This is a genomic window from Leifsonia sp. ALI-44-B, from assembly GCF_001984125.1.
Taxonomy (GTDB): domain Bacteria; phylum Actinomycetota; class Actinomycetes; order Actinomycetales; family Microbacteriaceae; genus Okibacterium.
Genome location: NZ_MTQL01000007.1, coordinates 214,144 through 230,811, shown reverse-complemented (window position 1 = coordinate 230,811; position 16,668 = coordinate 214,144). Strand labels below are relative to the sequence as shown.

The window sequence follows — 16,668 nt, the reverse complement described above, 5'->3', positions numbered from 1 at the left end:
GCACGAGAAAGCGCCGACATCCCCATGATGGGTGATGCCGGCGCTCGCCCGTTCGACGGGTCGAAAACGGCGGAAAAGGGTCGAAAAAACCCGAATCAGGCCGCGGCGGCCTGCGGTTTCAGGACGACCTTGATGCAGCCATCCTTCTTCTCCTTGAAGATGTCGTACATCTCGGCGGCGCGGTCGAGCGGCACGCGGTGGGTCACGAGGTCTTCGACGCCCAGCGGGTCGGCCGGGTCTTCGACGAGGGGCAGGAGGTCGTCGATCCACGCCTGCACGTTGCACTGGCCCATGCGCAGCGCGATCTGCTTGTCGAACATGTTCATGAGCGGCATGGGGTCGGCGACACCGGCATAGACGCCGCTGAGCGAGACCGTTCCGCCGCGGCGCACGGCGTCGAGCGCGAGGTTGAGAGCGCCCAGACGGTCGACACCCGCGGTGGTCATGACCTTCTGCGCGATCTTGTCGGGCAGGATGCCGGCGGCGTTCTGCGCGAAGGCGGCCACGGGGTTTCCGTGCGCCTCCATGCCGACGGCGTCGACGACCGAATCGGGTCCGCGGCCATCGGTCAGCTCGCGCAGCTTGTCGAGCACGTCATCCGTGAGATCGAGGGTCTCGACGCCATAACGCTCGGCCATGAGCCGACGCTCGGGCACGGGGTCCACTGCGATGACGCGGTGGCCGAGGTGTCGACCGATGCGGGCGGCGAACTGGCCGACGGGTCCGAGGCCGATCACCGCGAGCACACCGCCCTCGGGCAGGTCGGCGTACTTCACGCCCTGCCACGCGGTCGGAAGGATGTCGCTCAAGAAGAGGTAGCGCTCATCGGGCAGGTCGTGGCCCACTTTGATGGCGTTGAAGTCGGCGAGGCGCACGCGCAGGCGTTCGGCCTGGCCGCCGGGCACGCGACCGTAGAGGTCGGTGTAGCCGTAGAGGTCCGCACCCGTCTCGGTGTCGGTGTTCTGGGTCGTCTCACACTGCGTGGTGAGCCCCTTCTGACACATGTAGCAATGCCCGCACGCGATCACGAACGGCACGACGATGCGGTCGCCGACGGACAGGTTCGAGACGTCGGAACCCACCTCTTCTACAACACCCATGGTCTCGTGACCGAGGACGTCATCCTTGTGCAGGAATGGCCCGAGCACGTCGTAGAGGTGCAGATCCGATCCGCAGATGGCGGCCGACGTGACGCGGATGACCACGTCGGTGGGCTCTTCGATCCGGGGGTCGGCCACATCGGTGACGGCGACTTTCTTGTTTGCTTGCCAGGTGAGAGCTTTCATACCCTCTTGTCTACGCGCGTCGGATGCCGCACAACACCGGGTTGCGCGAGCGGATGTCTGGAGTTACCGTCCGCCCGCCGCGCCGCTTGACGAGCATTCGGGGGCTACCGATCGGCGTCCGCGTCGTCCTTCGTCTCGTCGCTCTCACCGGGACGAACCGCGGCATCGTCGCGGATGTCGATGCGCGTCGGCTTACCGGGCTCCTCGGTCACATCGATGCGGGGGTCGGCATCCGCTTCGACGGCGTTCGGCGCGGTGGTCAGTTGGTCGTGTCGCTTCTCGGCGGCGTCCTTGTCCATGGGGTTCCTTCGGGGATCGTGCGCAATCTGTCAACGGTCACAGGGCGTGCGCTGGGGGTGCGAAGATCGGAGGGAAGATTGCGAGATTCCATACCGATGCATGCGTTACGTGCTACTTCGATTGTTTCGCTCGGGCGTCCGGGCGACAACCCCCTTGCCGCTGCGACGGATGCTTCCGGAGCATCCCCTGCACTCGACGACCTGGCTCGCGCCGCGGATGATGCCGCCGGCGATGTGTCGGCGTCGCTCGATCTGGCCCGCGAGGTCGGCAACGAAATGCCGATACCGGGGGATGGCGGCACGCTCGCGCTCTGGGAGGCGCTCGCCACTCTGGCCGCCGCGGATGTAACGACGGCTCGAGTTGTCGAACCGCATATCGACGCGCTGGGCATTCTCGCCGAGGCGCGTGCCGCCGGCATCGACGTGCCGGAAGGATTCGCCCCCGCCGATGCGACCTGGGGGGTCTTCGCTGCAGAGGGCCCCGGCGTGAAACTCGAGGTGACGCCCGATGGGCAGGGCGGATGGCGCCTCTCGGGCACGAAGCCGTGGTGCTCCCTGGCCGACCGGCTTTCGCATGCCCTGGTCACGGCGTGGCTGCCGTCGGGCGAGCGCGGACTCTTCGCGGTTCCGCTCACACGTGGAGGAGTACATGCGCAGGATGGCGTGTGGCACGCCGTCGGGCTCGCGGATGTCGCATCCGGCCCGGTCGATTTCGACGACGTCCCCGCGGCTACCATCGGTGACGCCGGGTGGTATCTGCGCCGCCCGGGCTTCGCGTGGGGCGGCATCGGCGTGGCCGCCTGCTGGTTCGGGGGAGCGGTGGGCGTGGCCCGGGCCGTGCTCGAGGCAGCCAGCCGTCGCGAACCCGACCAGATCGGCCTCATGCACGTGGGTCGCCTCGAATCCGCGCTCACGACGGGACGCCTGGCGCTGCGGGATGCGGCAGAACTCGTCGATGCGCGGGCGGGGCTCGCGGCATCCGACCCGCAGCTCTTGGCCGGCCGAACCCGCATGATCATCGCGGATGTCGTGGAACTCGTGTTGAGCGAGGTGGCTCGTGCCCTGGGGCCCGCGCCTCTCGCCCTCGATGCCCGGCATGCCCGCCGCGTCGCGGACCTCTCGCTCTACGTGCGCCAACACCACGCCGAACGGGACGAAGCCGCCATCGGGCGGGCCGTGCTCGCGGGAGGGGCCGACTGGTGACCTTCACTCATCTCGACGCCGGCACGCCCGAAAGCGCCTGGCTCGACGCCTCCCCCTGGCAGCACACTCCGGCGTGGTCGCTCGACGGTGTCACGCAGCTCTTCGTGACGGCGGCCCACCCCGACGACGAGACGTTGGGGGCGGGCGGCGTCATGGCGCAGGCGAGCGCCCGCGGCATCCCGGTCACCGTGATCATTGCCAGTGACGGCGAGGCGTCGCATCCCGACTCTCCTACGACGACGCGCGAGGCCCTGGCCGCCTGGAGGCGCGACGAGGTCGCTCAGGCGCTCGATATCGTGGCGCCCGGCTCGCGTCGACACTTCCTCGGGTTGCCTGATGGCGGGCTCGCCGAGAGCGGTGACCTGGCGGAGCTCATCGAGGATGTCGTGATCGACGTTCTCGGCTCGACTGCGGTTGCTGACTCCGCGGTCGACGCCGCCGCTGACGCTGACGCTGACGCTGACGCTGACGCCGACGCCGATGTCCACGCCCCTGCCGATGCCGTCATCCTGAGCCCGTGGCTCGGCGACCGCCACCCCGACCACGAGGCGGTTGCGGCGGCCAGCGCTCACGTTGCCGAGCGGCACGGACTGCGCGCCGCCGCCTACCCGATCTGGGGCTGGCTCTGGTCGGATGTCGCGGGCGACGACATCCCCTGGAACGACGCGCTCGTGCTGCCCCTCTCCGAGGACGACCGTGAGCGCAAACGTCAGGCCATGGCGAGCCACACGTCGCAGACCGCTCCGCTGTCCGAACATCCGGGGGATGAGGCCATCCTGTCGGAGTCGTTCCAGGAGCACTTCCGCCGCGACGTCGAGATCTTCCTTCCCGCCTCACATCTCGTGGCTGCCGCGGAAATGCCGGGCGGGGTCGACGGCTCGTTGGGCGCGGACTTCTTCACCGAGTTCTACGCGGGCGAACGCGACCCGTGGGGTTTCGAGACCCGCTGGTACGAGGAGCGCAAACGCGCCATCACCCTGGCTTCCCTGCCCGCCGCGCGATACGCGAACGTGCTCGAGCTCGGCAGCTCGATCGGTGTGACGACGGCGCTGCTCGCCGACCGGGCCGACGCGCTTCTCGCCACCGATATCGCCGAATCGGCGCTCGAGGTGGCCCGCGAACGCCTGGCCGGCCGGGACAATGTGGCTTTCGAGCGGCGCACCCTGCCCAGCGACTGGCCCCCCGGCCGCTTCGATCTCATCGTCGTCTCAGAGGTCGGCTACTACCTGTCGAACGTCGAACTTGACGTGCTGATTGATCGCATCCTCGGTTCGCTCGCCGCCGATGCGACGGTCGTGACGTGTCACTGGCGGCACCCCGTCGAGGAGTACCCGCTCGACGGAGATACCGTCACCGGGCGTTTTCGCGAGAAGTTGAGCCCGGCCCTCGACCTCCTGGTGACACACACCGAACGCGACTTCGTGCTCGACGTCTTCCGCACCGCACCCGGCCGCTCCGTCGCCCAGGAGACGGGGTTGGCAGAGTGACCGAACCGCGACGCGCCGATGTGCCGGATCGCGTGACAGACGTGCGGCGCGTCGACGAGCTGCCGGCGCATGATTTCTCGCCCGAGCGCACAGGCATCGACGAGGTCTACGTCGTCGTGCCCGCCCGCAACGAGGAGACGACCATCGCCGCGAGCCTGGCGGCCATCGACCGGGCCATCGAAGCTCTCGGCGACGAAGCGCCTCCCGTGCGCGTGATCGTCGTGCTCGATCGGTGCACCGACGGCACCGAGGACCTCGCGCGCGCATCCGGAGCCGAGTGCGTCATATCGACCATCGGGCGGGTCGGAGGCGCCCGGCGTCTAGGAATCGAGCGCGCGCTCGCCGCGTCGGCGGCCGGCCGCCACATCCCGCTCGACCGCGTGTGGATCGCCAACACCGATGCCGACTCCGCGGTGCCGACGACCTGGTTGCGGCACCACCTGCACCGCGCGCGCTCGGGCTGCGACGCGCTCGTCGGCATCGTCTCGCCGCGCGCCGAGGATCTGACCTCGGGCGAACTCGTGGTCTGGAAGGCCCGCCATCCCTTCGGCCGCGACCATGAGCACGTGTTCGGCGCCAACCTCGGCGTGCGCGCGAGCGCTTATCGATCCGTCGGCGGTTTCGAAGACATCGCCACGGGAGAGGACGTGCGCCTGGTCGAGGCGCTGGATGCCTCGGGCGCTAACGTACACCGGGGTCAGACGCAGCCTGTGCACACGTCGGGCCGCCGCCTGGGCCGCGCGCCCGAGGGCTTCGCCGACTACCTGTCCACGCTCGACGATGTGGCCTGCGAGGCGCGCTGAGGCTGAACTGCAACTGCAACTGCAACTGCCGCTACAGCTGCTCCTGTCGCGACGTCCTCCGCTAGGGCGCCAGCCGCGCACAATCGATGCAGAGATCGGCGGCGGGCCGCGCCTCGAGCCGGTCGAAACCGATCGGTCGGCCGCAGCGGCTGCAGGTTCCGTACGTGCCGTCGGCGATCCGTTCGAGCGCCGCCGCCGTCGCCGTGAGCTGGCCGCGGAAGGATGCGTCGAGTCCCGACATCCGCGACCATTCCGACGACAGCGTCGGGCCCTCGGGGTCGTGTTCGTCGTCGGCATCCCCGCCCGATCGAGCATCCCTCAGGTCGTGCAGCGAGCGGTCGAGCGTGCCGAGTTGCGCGAGAAGTTCGCGGTGCTGCGCGTCGAGGGCATCGTGCAGCGCGCGCACCTCGTCGGGTGTCAGGGGCGCAGTCAGAGCTTGTCCGCCCCGGACACCCCGCCCGCGCCGCCCTCGGCCAAGTAGGCGAGCCGGCGCAGGGCCTCGATATTGCGCAGGTGCAGCGGCGGATCCATGATGAACGCCGGCACGAATTTGCCCGGGCCGCGTACGGCCTTCTCGGTGATGCGCACGACGCAACCGTCGCCGCGCCGCTTCACGTCGAGCGTGACCTCGGCCTCGCCCATGGGCCATCCGCGGGCACGCAGCTTGGCGCGGCGGGGCGGGTCCCACTCCATCATCGAGGTGCTGTCGTCGATGAGCACGGGCCAGACCCCGAACGAGTGCTGCAGCTTCGATTCGACGGCGGGCCAGTTGTCGTCGACGTCGCGCATGCGGGATGCACCGACCACCCACGAGGGAAAGAGCCAGCCGTCGGCGAGTACTTCGAAGACGCGTTCCGGCGAGCACGCGAGGCGGCGATACGTGGTTGACATGCGACTATTTTGGCGCAGACGCGGGTGGTAATTCGAGGGATTGCGCTCACAGCATCCGAGGATCATGTGAATGTGCTGCGTGAGAGCGCGGTATGGACGCAAGCCCCTGCACGCGACCCGGCCCACCGCATAACGTTTTCAGGGTGAGTGATTCTTCATCTTCGATCGATCAGCTGGACGGGCTCGTCGGCTGGGCCGCGCAGCTCATCGACACGCTGGGAGCGTGGGGTGTCGGGCTGTTCACGCTGCTCGAGACGGTGTTCCCGCCCATCCCCAGCGAGGTGATCCTGCCGCTCGCGGGCTTTATCTCGCAGCAGGGCGAGATGAACATCGTGCTCGTCATCATCACGTCGACCCTCGGCGCCTACGTCGGTGCCCTGCTGCTCTACTGGTTGGGCGCGGCGCTCGGCCTCGAACGCTCGATCCGCTGGTTGTCGAAGCTGCCGCTCGTCGATCGCGAAGACTTCGAGAAGGCGGCCGGATGGTTCGACCGCCACGGTCGCTCGGCGGTCTTCTTCGGCCGCCTCATCCCCGGCGTGCGCAGCCTCATCTCGCTGCCCGCGGGTGCCGAACGCATGAACCTCGTCACCTTCAGCCTCTTCACGGTGCTGGGCAGCGGCCTGTGGAATACGCTCCTGATCAGCCTGGGGGCGTTGCTCGGAACGCAGTACCACCTCATCGACCAGTACTCGTCGATTCTCAACTATCTGGTGATCGCGGCCGTGGCGGGCGTGGTCGTGTGGCTCGTCATCCGTCGCATTCGTCGCGGGCGAGCCGAGCGTTCTTCGGGTTAACCCCCATACGGTCGGGGGAGGGCCTCGCTGTCCGTGTGGCCGGCGACGGGAACCATGGAAACCGTCGCCCGACAGGTGAGCCAGCGATAGGCTCGCCGTGAGGACGGCTTCCCGTCCGCCTCACAGAAATCACTCCATGACCTCCTCGCCCGTGCTCCGTTTTCTCACCGCCGCCTTCCGCCCCTCGACGTGGAGCGAGTTCGCCTACCTCTGGGGCCTGTTCGGGGTGGCCTGCTTCGGCTGGGTCGTCTTCGTGGCCGTCTTCGCCGCGGGCGCGCCGCTCGCCGTCACGGTCATCGGCCTGTTCGGCACGGCATTCATCCTGAGCGGCTCGCGGGCCGTCGGCGCTGCCTCCCGCGGTTTGTCGCGCGCCCTGGCCGGCGTCGACGTGCCCGCCCCCGCGCCCTACCCGCGCGGTACGGGTTTCTTCGGCTGGGCTTTCACCCGCTTGTCGGATGCCGCCACGTGGCGCGCCTTCGCCTTCCTCCCCATCGCGTTCATCACGACGATGTTCGCGACCATCGTCTCGACCGTGTTCCTCGTCACGTCGCTCTCGCTCGTCACGGCCGCGCTCTGGGCGCCGTTCATCCCGAACGAGCGCGACGGGCAGCCGGCGCCCAACGGCATCCAGTTCGTGGACGGCTGGGTGGACACGCCCGGCGAATACGCGCTCATCGGCGTCGTGGGGCTCGTTGTTTTCCTCTTCGTGTGGCCCGCCATGAACCACGGTTTCGCGCGGCTGCACACGCTGCTGGTGCGCGCGCTTCTCGGCCGCAGCAACCGCGAGCGCCTGCGCGAGGTGACGACGTCGCGCACCGTGAGCGTCGCGACGGCCGACGCCCGCCTGCGCCAGATCGAGCGCGACCTGCACGACGGCACGCAGGCCCGTTTGGTGGGTCTGGCCATGACGCTGGGCGACGCTCGGGACCGGTTGGCGTCCGGGCAGGATGCCGCATCCGTCGCCACGCTCGTCGACAACGCGCACGCCGCCACCAAACAGGCACTCGTCGAGTTGCGCGATCTGGCGGCCGGCATCCACCCGCCGGCGTTGGACGCGGGACTCGAGACGGCGCTCGAGACCGTGGCCGCGACATCCGCTCTGCCCGTCACTTTTCACAGCAGCCTGCGCGAACGGCCGTCGTCGGTGGTCGAATCGATCGTCTACTTCAGCGTGCTCGAGCTGCTGACGAATGCCGCCAAGCACGCCGAGGCATCGTCGGCGTCGATCATGCTGAGCCAGCGCGACGATCGTCTCGAGGTCGTCGTGGCCGATGACGGGCGCGGGGGTGCCTACATCGGCTTCGGTGAGGATGCCTCGGCCACGGGTCGCGGATCGGGCCTCCGTGGCCTGCGCGAACGCGTCGGAACCGTTGATGGCACGCTGCTCATCGACAGCCCCGACGGCGGCCCCACCCGCATCATGCTCGACCTGCCCCTGGCGGCGCTGTGAGCGGGAACGCAGCCTTGTCGTCGTCGTCGTCGTCGACCGGTCCCACCGCGAGACCTGCGTCCGCGCCGTCGGCCCTGATGCGCCTGTCCCGGTCGTCCTGCTCCTTCTATCTCCCGGAGAACATCTGATGCGTATCGTCATCGCCGAAGACTCGACCATCGTGCGCGAGGGGCTCGTCGCCCTGCTGACTGGTCGCGGCATCAATGTGGTCGCGGCCGTCGGCGATGGCGTGGCAGCGGTCGACGCCACACTCGAGCTGCGCCCCGACGTGCTCGTGACGGATGTGCGCATGCCCCCGACCTTCACCGACGAGGGCCTGCGCGTGGCCCTCGAGGTCACCGACAAGGCACCCGACGTGGGTGTGCTCGTCTTCTCGCAATACGTCGAAACGCGGTATGCACGCGAACTCTTCGCGGCCGGGCACGGCGGCGTCGGCTACCTGCTCAAGGACCGGGTGGCGGATGTCGCGGCCTTCGTCGACGCTCTGCGCAGCATCGCGGCCGGCAACACCGTGCTCGACCCCGAGGTCGTGACGCAGCTGTTCGCGCCGCCACGTGCGGTCGACGCGCTCGCCGCCGTAAGCGATCGCGAGCGCGACGTTCTGCGCCTCATGGCCGAGGGACGCACCAACCAGGCCATCGCGGATGCCCTCTTCCTCACGCCCGGCACCATCGAGAAGCACATCGCCTCGGTGTTCCAGAAACTCGGGCTGCAGCCATCCGCCGGTGACCACCGCCGCGTCCTGGCGGTGCTGAAGTACCTGTCCGCCTGAGCGGTTCGTTCTCCCCAAGCCTCTTCGACGCCCTTCTCTCCACAGGGCAGAGGTGCCCATTCCGTCTGTGCGCGACCGCCGGTAGCGTTCGATGCGAAGGGGGATTCCGATGGCTGATCTACTGATTGATTACGACTCGCTCGACCAGGCGCGGGGGCAGGTGACGCTGGGCGTTACGGGCTATGCGTCGAGCTTCGTCTTCGCGGGGTTGGGGTCTGCGGGCGAGATGTCCGAGAGCTCGGTGGGATCAGCCGCGGTGGCGCAGGCTGCGGCCAGCGCGCGTGATGTCTGCGGCCAGGCCGATACGGCGCTCGGTGATTCGGCCACGGCCGTAGCGTCGGCCCTGGCCGCAGCCATCGATGCGCTCAAGGCCACCGATGCTGCTTTGGCCGCGGGCGCCGGCTCGGGTTCGGGTTCGGGTTCGACGCCGGTGGCCGCACAATGAGCGCCCTCTCCGACCTCGACGAACCCGACAAGGGGGATGTCGCCACCATCCGCTCGGCCGCCGAGCAGCACACCGCCGATGCCCAGACGGGTCGCACGCTGCAGACCGTCGTGCGCGCCGCGGGTTCGACGGTCGGCTCGTCCAACACGTCCGAGGTCACGGCCCAGACGGCCCTCATGCTCACGGCGCTCGGCGACAAGCTCGACACTACGGCAGCAAGTCACGAGGCGTGCGCCGCCGCGCTCGGCGCCTATGCCACCGAGGTCGAGTCGATCAAGCTCGAGGCGGGTCTCCTGCGCGCGGCGTGCAGCGAGGCCGAACGCGGTATCGGTTCGCTGCGGGGCACGTTGTCTGAGCTGTCGCCCTCCACCTCCCTGCTGTTCACGGGGTGGGATGACCCGCCGGCGCGCATTCCCGAGTCCGACACCACGAGCCTGTTGCGCGGCATGAGCGAGACCGATGTGAGCGACTTCAACAGCGGTGTCAGTCGCTGGGGCACGCTGGCCGCCGAGATCGAGGGTCACCGCGAATCCTATGCGGCGCTCCTGGAGCGGCGGCTTGAGGCCGATGGCGTCGCCGTTGCCGCCCTCAGCGGAACGCCCGTGTCGACGATCGTGTCCGGCGCGCAGGTCGACGGCGCCACCGCCATCGCGGCCTGGGCCACTGTCGACGGGGCCACGTTCGCAGCCGCTTACGCCGACGACCCCCAGGCGGCGGCCGACGCTCTCTCGAAGATGAGCCCCGCCGAAGTGGCCGGGCTGTGGCAGAACCTGCCGCCCGAGTTCGTGGCGGCGCTCATCGCCGCTGCACCTGCCGTGGTCGGCAACCTCGAGGGTGCGAGCTACACCGACCGCGATCGGGCCAACGTTTCACGCCTACAACAGCTCTACGACGAGGCGAAAGCCGATTACGAGGCGATCGTCAACGCCGATGGGCCCTACAGCTACGACGGGGCGCCGGGCGGCGGCGAAGCCTTTGACAAGATGCAGGGCCTGAAGTATCTGCTCGATCGGTATGGCGATGGCCTGGGCCCCACCCGCGTTCCCCCGCTCTACCTCATCTCCCTCGACAACTCGGCGCCCGGTGTGCCCCTTGCCGCCATCTCGGTGGGCGATCTCGACACGGCGAAATTCGCCACGTTCTTCGTGCCCGGCATGGAAAGCAGCGTCTCGTCGAGCGACGACTACGTTCGCGCGGCCACGAGAATGCAACAAGAAAATGCCGAGAGCGCGGTCGTGGTGTGGGTGGACTACGACAGCCCCAACGCTCTAGAGGTGCCGTCCAATGCTCGAGCCGAGGCGGGGGCCGAGCGCTTGAGCCGCACGCTCGACGGCTACAACGCCTACCGCGAGGCCGCCAACCTTCCCTCGCAACTGAACCTCGTCGGGCATTCCTACGGCACGACAACGATCTCGATCGCGCTCGCCGATAAGGAGCACCACGTCGACACGGTCACGTTCCTCGGGTCCGCCGGCATCCCCGACGACATCTCGATCGATGATCTGCACGTCGACCCCGAGAAGGTCTTCGTCACCGATGCCGAGCAGGATCACCTCGCCGACTTCGGTCGCTTCGTATCCGGGCGCCAGGACCCGGAGCGCACCGGCTGGGGAGCGACCCTCTTCGGCTCGGACGGCACCGTCCTCGCCGACGGAACGGAGCTCGACCCGGCGGAGATGCACAACGCCGTCGGCGGCAATAGAGACGATGACGACCGCAAGTATCTCGGCGAGGGTTCTGAGAGTCTGTACAACGTGCGAAAGATCATCACCGGACAAGACGAACTCATCACCGAGGGGCGCGCCCCCGTCGAATACGACGCCTCGCAGACGGAGGGGGGGTCGCTGTGACCGGCCGCTCAGCGCGCGCGTGGTCGCCCCGACGGGGAACCAGGGTCTCCGTGACGGCCCTCGGTATTGCGGTCGCCCTGCTCGCCCTCTCGTCATGTTCATCCCCCACACCTGAGCCCACGCCCACCGCGAAGGAACCCTCCATGACACCCACCGAAGCACGCGCCGACCTCCTCGCCCGACTCGACGCCGCCCAGCACGTACTAGGCGGAGAGTGGGTGGCGCAGGATGATACCTTGCCCGATCCGTGCAATGACGAAGCCGGTTACACGTACCATGCCTCGCGCACCAGCGATCGGCCCGCCGAAGACCTCGACGCCGTGACTGCCGCCTTGAAGCAGGCGTGGGAGGCCGACGGCATGACCGTGGGAACCTCTCAGTTCGACGAGGGCCACCGTGGATTGATGGGCGTATCGCCCGAGGGTGGAACCCTCAGCTACACCCACTCGGTCGACCGCATCCTGTTGAGCGCCGACGGCCCGTGCCGCGACGGCGACTGGCTCAAGATCTACAAAGAGGAGGGCGCGAAACTTCTCGACACGCCGGCGCCGTAGGCATTCGCCGAGACTTTTTCGGGTCGAACCTGGGAGAGGCTCAGTCGAGTCTCGTCCGGTCGGGACAACTTGGGGCCGGATGGCTCAGGTCCGAGCAGGCGGCTAGTCGCCTGAGCGGTTGACGAGCTTCGACAGGATGATCGCGCTGCGCGTGTGGTCCACGTTCGGGGCGATGCGCACTTTTTCGAGGGCCGCCTCGAGGCTCGGGATGTCGCGCGAACGGATGCGCACGATGGCATCGGCACTGCCCGTCACGGTGCCGGCATCCACCACCTCGGGAACACCCTGCAAGATGCGGCGCAGCTCGTCGGGCGCCACCGTGCCGCGGCAGAACAACTCCACATAGGCCTCGGTCTGCATGCCGTCGACGTTCGGGTCGACCTGCACCGTGAAACCGCGGATAACCTTGTCGGCCACCAGGCGGTCCACCCGGCGCTTCACCGCCGAAGCCGACAGGCCCACCTCGACGCCGATATCGCCATAACTGGCACGAGCGTTCTGGCGGAGAAGGTCGATGATGCCGCGGTCGAGATTGTCCATCAGGCCAGCCTACGCGGAAATCTTGCGCCAGCGCGACAGATTTTGCTCACATGTTGCGCGGAATGAGCCCCATCGGCGCAAGCGTGCGTGACAGACTGGGGTTCACGGCGTGCCTGGAGCGAGAGCGAACGGGCCTCGAGGACAGTGTCCGCCCCCGATAGGGTAGCCCCGCCCGGATCGCACCGACGAACCGGCGCTGCCCCGCTTGCACCAGGAGCATCACGTGACCGACACCACGACCACCCCCGACACGGACGCCCAGGCATCCGACACCCGCGCCGGCGCCACCCGCACGCCCACGCCCCGCACCTACCTGATGTGCCGCCCCGAGCACTTCACCGTGAGCTACAAGATCAACCCGTGGATGGAACCGTCCAACCCCACCGACACGCAGAAAGCCGTCGACCAGTGGCAGACGCTGTACGACACCTACGTGGGTCTCGGCCACACCGTCGAACTCATCGACCCCGTCGAAGGCCTGCCCGACATGGTCTACACGGCCAACGGCGGCTTCGTAATCGACGGCACCGCCTACGGCGCCAAGTTCACGTTCGAACAGCGCCAGCCCGAAGGCCCCGCCTTCATGGACTGGTTCGGCGACAACGGCTTCACCGTGGCCCGCCCCGAAGAGATCAACGAAGGGGAAGGCGACTTCCTGTTCGTCGGCGGCGTCATCCTCGCCGGCACCGGATTCCGCAGCGCCAGCGACAGCCACCGCGAGGTCGGCGAGATCTTCGGCCGCGAGGTCATCACACTGACCCTGACCGACCCGAGCTTCTACCACCTCGACACCGCCATCGCCGTGCTCGACCCGCGCGACGACGACGCCAATGCCAACATCGCCTACCTGCCGAGCGCCTTCGACGAACGCAGCCTCGCCATCCTGCAGACCCGGTTCCCCGACGCCATCATCGCCGACCCGCGCGACCAGCAGTTCCTCGGCCTCAACTCGATCTCCGACGGCTACAACGTGGTCATCGCCGCCAAGGCCGAACACTTCGCTCGCCAGCTGCGCGAGCGCGGCTACAACCCGATCGGCGTCGACCTCTCCGAGCTGCTGCTCGGCGGTGGCGGCGTCAAGTGCTGCACGCTCGAGCTGCGCCGCTGAGTCGCACCGCACCCGCACGAACGAACGAACGGCCCATCCTCCTGAGCGAGGTCGGGCCGTTCGTGTGCGCGCTCGCGTGCGCGGCGGTGGGTGCGGGCGGCGGGTGAGAGCCGGCGTCCGGCCCTGGCGCTAGGACAGCTCCTTGCGGGGCATCACGAGCTCGCGAATGATGAGGATGACTCCAGCTGAGATCGGGATGGCGATGAGCGCACCCGCCAGCCCGAATAGCGTGCCGCCCGCGAGGGCCGAGATCAGCACGACCGAGCCCGGAACCTGAACGGCCTTGCTCATGACTTTCGGCGTGAACAGGTAAGCCTCGACCTGCATGTAGACGAGCATGACGAGCAACACGATGAGCGCCGAAACGGGTGACTGGAAGAACGCCACGATCGTCATGATGCACGTCGTGATGATCGTGCCGACGAGCGGGATGAGCGTGATGAAGAAGGCCGCGATGCCGATGAAGAACGCGCCGGGCACGCCCACGATGGTGAGCAGGATGGTGCTGAAGATCGAGTTGATGAACGCCAGGATCACCATGCCGCTGAGGTATTTTCCGACGTTCTCGAGGATGCGGTTCGTGTAGCTGGCGAACGTGGCTCGGTGGGACTTCGCCACCATGCGGAAGGCGGCCTCCTTGGTCGAGTCATACGTCGCGATGAAGTAGATCGTGAGGATGACCGTGAAGATGCCCGTCGAGACGGCGTCGGCGATGGCCGCTCCGAAGCCCACGACACCCGAGCCGACGGCCGCCCACGTCTTCGGGTCGGCGATGATGTCGTTGATCGACGAGAGGGTTTGGCCGAGCAGGCCGTTGGTGGCCGCGTCGACGGTGTCGAACCATCCGGATGCCTGCAGCGCCTCGATCTGCGACGGGATCGACACCGCCAGGCTCGAGATCTGCTCGACCGCGATGGGCACGATCAGCCAGATGACCGCGACGATCGCGGCGACGACGAGCAGGATGACCGTGAACAACGCCCAGCCGCGCGCGAAGTGTCGGCGCTGCAGCCACCGGATGAGCGGGTCGAGCCCCACCGTGATGAAACCGGCGAAGAAGATCGAGAAGACGATGGAGCGCAGGTTGTAGAGCGCCAGCCCCGTGACGATGGCCGCGAGCACGCCGAGCGTGACAACGTAGCCCCACGCGAAACCACCGCGGCGGGGCATCTCGCCGCCGCGGAGGAGGCCGGCGGGGCCTGATCCAGCTGGGGTCGCGGGCGAGAGTGGCCCACCCGTTTGGACGGTGCCGACGGCTGCTCTCGGCCCGACGGTTCCCGCAGGCGACGTTGACGCAGACGCTGAATGATCGGTGGTCGCGGCGGTTGCGGTGGTCGCTGCGGCTGCGGCCCCGGCGGCTTCCGCTGCCCGCAGCGCCGCGTCACGCGACGACGTGCGTTCGATGCTGATACGTAGGCGCCTCATGGGAGCTCCGTTCCTGGCGGTGCAGCGGCATCCGACATCCGAAAGCCCGCCCCGCGCTCGTTGGGATCACAGTAGCGCCGAACGGTTCGTCGGTGTCCAAAACAGACTCGATCCTCGGCGCGTCGCAACGGCCGGTGAGGCTGGCAAGGGCCAGGCCAGCGTCAGGGCCAGCAGCCGTCGGAGGCGGCACGCCGGTGCTCGCGGTAGTCAGCGGTGTTCGGCGCGCACGCTGAACGTCTGCACGAGAGGCGGGCTCTGCGGCGTGAGACGGATCTCAACGCGCAGTGCGCCCCGGTTGCCGGGCAGGCGCCAGACGAGGTGCGAGGGCGTGGCCGAGGCCTCGCGGGCCATACCGGCCGTGGCCTGCTGGACCTCGGGCGTCAGGGGGAGGAGTCCGTCGATGGCGGCGATGGCGCGCGCGATGGCGGCCCGGCGGTTTTCATACGGCTCGTCGAGGGGAACGTTCTCGGCGAAGAGGCGGGCGGCTGCGGCATCCGACCAGTCGTGGATGAGGGCCGAGACGGCCTGTTGCGCGGCGCGGGTTTCGGGCCACAGGCGGCCGTCGAGTGAGAGAACCTCGGGAATGGAGTCGGCCAGGAGATCGAGGGCTGCGGTCGCGGCCGCCGATACCCGCGAGTAGGTGGCGTTCTCGAAGGCGACGACGCCGATTCCGCGGCTGGGCATCCAGCGCATGTGCGCCGAGAAGCCGGGGTAGCCGCCCGAGTGCGAGACGACGGTTCCGAAGCGCGGGTGCTGCTCCACCACGAGGCCGAAACCGTAGCCGGCCGGCAGCGCGCTGAAGCCGGGCGCGTAGCGCTGCAACTGCTGCATCTCGCGGCGGGAAGCGCGCGAGAGAGGGGTCGAACGCGGCCCGGGTGCCGCATCGAGCGCATCGAGCGCATCGAACGCGCGCGGCTCGGACGTGACGGGTGGCGAATCGACAGTCCCGTGCGCTGCCGCGCCGCCCGACACATCTTCGGGCAACATCGCCTCGGCCAGCCAGACGGCCCAGCGGGACAGATCGGCGACCGTGGAGAACAGCCCGCCGATGGGCGAGAACGCGCCCGGCCCGGTGAACGGAAGCTCCTGCCAGGCGCCGTCGAGGAAACGGTTTCCGATCGCCACGCCCGACACGTCGTCGCTGTTGCCGATCGACACGTCGAACCCGGTGCCGGTCAGGCCGAGCGGTTCGAGAAAACGCTCGCGCACGACGTCGCGGTAGGTGCGGCCCGAAGCCTCCTCGATCACGCGGCCGAGCAGCGCATAGCCCAGGTTCGAATAGGCGAACGTCGTGCCCGGGATGCTGTCGAAGCTGAGCCCGTCGGCGATCAACCGGTCGAGCTGCTCGTTCGTGATCGACTCCTGCCGATCGCCCCACGGATCGTCGGTTGGCAGCCCGGCCGACATGGTCATGAGCATGCGCACGGTGGGCACGGGCGCGTCGGCACTGGGCAGCGGAACGGCCGCGAAACCCGGCAGGAAGCGCGTGATCGGATCGTCGAGCGCCAGAGCGCCCTCGTCGCGCAGTGCCAACAGGGCGGCGGCCGTGAAGCTCTTGGTGCACGAGGCGATGCGGTAAGCGGTGTGAGCATCGGGGACCCCGTCGACCACAGACCCGTGGCCGCCCGCGTGCACGAGTCCGTCCGGCCCGAAGACGCCCCACACGCCGCTCGGCGCGGTGCGCTGCAGGGCCCGCGCGGCGAAGAGCGCGTCGACCGAATCGAGGAGGTGCGGGGCCGGGGCGGTGTGCGAGGTCATCCC

The 16,668-nt window shown here is 68.6% G+C and carries 17 protein-coding genes; 10 read left to right on the top strand and 7 right to left on the bottom strand.

What is annotated here, in order from left to right; translation table 11 throughout:
• Positions 1-95 precede the first annotated feature (95 nt).
• Together ALI44B_RS08065 and ALI44B_RS08060 are read right to left on the bottom strand one after the other, a co-directional pair.
• Entirely contained in the window at positions 96-1,286 is a 1,191-nt protein-coding gene (locus ALI44B_RS08065; protein WP_077054227.1) for a zinc-dependent alcohol dehydrogenase, read from the bottom strand.
• A gap of 104 nt (positions 1,287-1,390) precedes the next feature.
• Complete coding sequence (locus ALI44B_RS08060; protein ID WP_077054226.1) at positions 1,391-1,585, bottom strand: hypothetical protein; 195 nt, start codon at positions 1,583-1,585, stop codon at positions 1,391-1,393.
• A 96-nt stretch (positions 1,586-1,681) separates the two neighbouring features.
• On the opposite strand from ALI44B_RS08060, the gene ALI44B_RS08055 reads away from it, so the two are divergent.
• From ALI44B_RS08055 to ALI44B_RS08045, 3 genes are read left to right on the top strand one after another with little or no spacing between them, the layout of a single operon-like run.
• The gene (locus tag ALI44B_RS08055; protein WP_143459118.1) at positions 1,682-2,788 is read left to right on the top strand and encodes an acyl-CoA dehydrogenase family protein; all 1,107 of its coding nucleotides are present in this window, start codon (positions 1,682-1,684) and stop codon (positions 2,786-2,788) included.
• Positions 2,785-4,275 (top strand): PIG-L family deacetylase, encoded by a 1,491-nt coding sequence (locus tag ALI44B_RS08050; protein ID WP_083709751.1) that lies wholly within the window; start codon positions 2,785-2,787, stop codon positions 4,273-4,275. Before ALI44B_RS08055 ends, ALI44B_RS08050 begins: the two co-directional genes overlap by 4 nt.
• Entirely contained in the window at positions 4,272-5,078 is an 807-nt protein-coding gene (locus ALI44B_RS08045; RefSeq protein ID WP_083709749.1) for a glycosyltransferase family 2 protein, read from the top strand. Before ALI44B_RS08050 ends, ALI44B_RS08045 begins: the two co-directional genes overlap by 4 nt.
• Before the next feature lie 61 nt (positions 5,079-5,139).
• Here ALI44B_RS08045 and ALI44B_RS16135 read toward each other — a convergent pair whose 3' ends face one another.
• Positions 5,140-5,484 (bottom strand): TraR/DksA family transcriptional regulator, encoded by a 345-nt coding sequence (locus tag ALI44B_RS16135; RefSeq protein ID WP_238592164.1) that lies wholly within the window; start codon positions 5,482-5,484, stop codon positions 5,140-5,142.
• Positions 5,485-5,507: 23 nt separating this feature from the next.
• Entirely contained in the window at positions 5,508-5,969 is a 462-nt protein-coding gene (locus ALI44B_RS08035) for an SRPBCC family protein (RefSeq protein WP_077054225.1), read from the bottom strand.
• Between the two features lie 143 nt (positions 5,970-6,112).
• Between ALI44B_RS08035 and ALI44B_RS08030 the strand changes: the two genes are divergently transcribed.
• The 6 genes from ALI44B_RS08030 (at position 6,113) to ALI44B_RS08005 (ending at position 11,834) form a co-directional block, all read left to right on the top strand.
• Entirely contained in the window at positions 6,113-6,763 is a 651-nt protein-coding gene (locus tag ALI44B_RS08030; protein WP_496507429.1) for a DedA family protein, read from the top strand.
• A gap of 136 nt (positions 6,764-6,899) precedes the next feature.
• Complete coding sequence (locus tag ALI44B_RS08025; protein ID WP_077054223.1) at positions 6,900-8,213, top strand: sensor histidine kinase; 1,314 nt, start codon at positions 6,900-6,902, stop codon at positions 8,211-8,213.
• A gap of 127 nt (positions 8,214-8,340) precedes the next feature.
• Entirely contained in the window at positions 8,341-8,985 is a 645-nt protein-coding gene (locus ALI44B_RS08020) for a response regulator transcription factor (RefSeq protein ID WP_077054222.1), read from the top strand.
• Positions 8,986-9,094: 109 nt separating this feature from the next.
• On the top strand, positions 9,095-9,430 hold the full coding sequence (locus ALI44B_RS08015; RefSeq protein WP_077054221.1) for a hypothetical protein: 336 nt from the start codon (positions 9,095-9,097) through the stop codon (positions 9,428-9,430).
• Positions 9,427-11,280, top strand: a complete 1,854-nt coding sequence (locus ALI44B_RS08010) for an alpha/beta fold hydrolase (RefSeq protein WP_077054220.1) — start codon at positions 9,427-9,429, stop codon at positions 11,278-11,280. The genes ALI44B_RS08015 and ALI44B_RS08010 overlap by 4 nt, the downstream gene beginning before the upstream one ends.
• 143 nt (positions 11,281-11,423) lie before the next feature.
• Positions 11,424-11,834: a hypothetical protein gene (locus ALI44B_RS08005; RefSeq protein ID WP_077054219.1), complete on the top strand. Its 411-nt coding sequence runs from the start codon at positions 11,424-11,426 to the stop codon at positions 11,832-11,834.
• Positions 11,835-11,936: 102 nt separating this feature from the next.
• Here the strand turns inward: ALI44B_RS08005 and ALI44B_RS08000 are convergent, their stop codons facing one another.
• Positions 11,937-12,374, bottom strand: a complete 438-nt coding sequence (locus ALI44B_RS08000; RefSeq protein ID WP_077054218.1) for an Lrp/AsnC family transcriptional regulator — start codon at positions 12,372-12,374, stop codon at positions 11,937-11,939.
• Positions 12,375-12,597: 223 nt separating this feature from the next.
• Between ALI44B_RS08000 and ddaH the strand changes: the two genes are divergently transcribed.
• The gene (gene ddaH / locus ALI44B_RS07995; RefSeq protein WP_353615672.1) at positions 12,598-13,482 is read left to right on the top strand and encodes a dimethylargininase; all 885 of its coding nucleotides are present in this window, start codon (positions 12,598-12,600) and stop codon (positions 13,480-13,482) included.
• 129 nt (positions 13,483-13,611) lie between these two features.
• Here ddaH and ALI44B_RS07990 read toward each other — a convergent pair whose 3' ends face one another.
• Both ALI44B_RS07990 and ALI44B_RS07985 read right to left on the bottom strand, forming a co-directional pair.
• On the bottom strand, positions 13,612-14,907 hold the full coding sequence (locus ALI44B_RS07990; protein WP_238592163.1) for an AI-2E family transporter: 1,296 nt from the start codon (positions 14,905-14,907) through the stop codon (positions 13,612-13,614).
• A gap of 207 nt (positions 14,908-15,114) precedes the next feature.
• Complete coding sequence (locus ALI44B_RS07985) at positions 15,115-16,665, bottom strand: serine hydrolase domain-containing protein (RefSeq protein ID WP_077054216.1); 1,551 nt, start codon at positions 16,663-16,665, stop codon at positions 15,115-15,117.
• Positions 16,666-16,668 lie beyond the last annotated feature (3 nt).

Excerpts from the sequence above, each read along its gene's own strand:
- ALI44B_RS08065 (WP_077054227.1), bottom strand. The coding sequence starts at position 1,286 with ATGAAAGCTCTCACCTGGCAAGCAAACAAGAAAGTCGCCGTCACCGAT.
- ALI44B_RS08035 (WP_077054225.1), bottom strand. The coding sequence starts at position 5,969 with ATGTCAACCACGTATCGCCGCCTCGCGTGCTCGCCGGAACGCGTCTTC.
- ALI44B_RS07990 (WP_238592163.1), bottom strand. The coding sequence starts at position 14,907 with ATGAGGCGCCTACGTATCAGCATCGAACGCACGTCGTCGCGTGACGCG.
- ALI44B_RS08015 (WP_077054221.1), top strand. The coding sequence starts at position 9,095 with ATGGCTGATCTACTGATTGATTACGACTCGCTCGACCAGGCGCGGGGG.
- ALI44B_RS08005 (WP_077054219.1), top strand. The coding sequence starts at position 11,424 with ATGACACCCACCGAAGCACGCGCCGACCTCCTCGCCCGACTCGACGCC.
- ALI44B_RS08025 (WP_077054223.1), top strand. The coding sequence starts at position 6,900 with ATGACCTCCTCGCCCGTGCTCCGTTTTCTCACCGCCGCCTTCCGCCCC.
- ALI44B_RS08060 (WP_077054226.1), bottom strand. The coding sequence starts at position 1,585 with ATGGACAAGGACGCCGCCGAGAAGCGACACGACCAACTGACCACCGCG.
- ALI44B_RS08000 (WP_077054218.1), bottom strand. The coding sequence starts at position 12,374 with ATGGACAATCTCGACCGCGGCATCATCGACCTTCTCCGCCAGAACGCT.
- ALI44B_RS08020 (WP_077054222.1), top strand. The coding sequence starts at position 8,341 with ATGCGTATCGTCATCGCCGAAGACTCGACCATCGTGCGCGAGGGGCTC.
- ALI44B_RS07985 (WP_077054216.1), bottom strand. The coding sequence starts at position 16,665 with ATGACCTCGCACACCGCCCCGGCCCCGCACCTCCTCGATTCGGTCGAC.
- ALI44B_RS08055 (WP_143459118.1), top strand. The coding sequence starts at position 1,682 with ATGCATGCGTTACGTGCTACTTCGATTGTTTCGCTCGGGCGTCCGGGC.
- ALI44B_RS08010 (WP_077054220.1), top strand. The coding sequence starts at position 9,427 with ATGAGCGCCCTCTCCGACCTCGACGAACCCGACAAGGGGGATGTCGCC.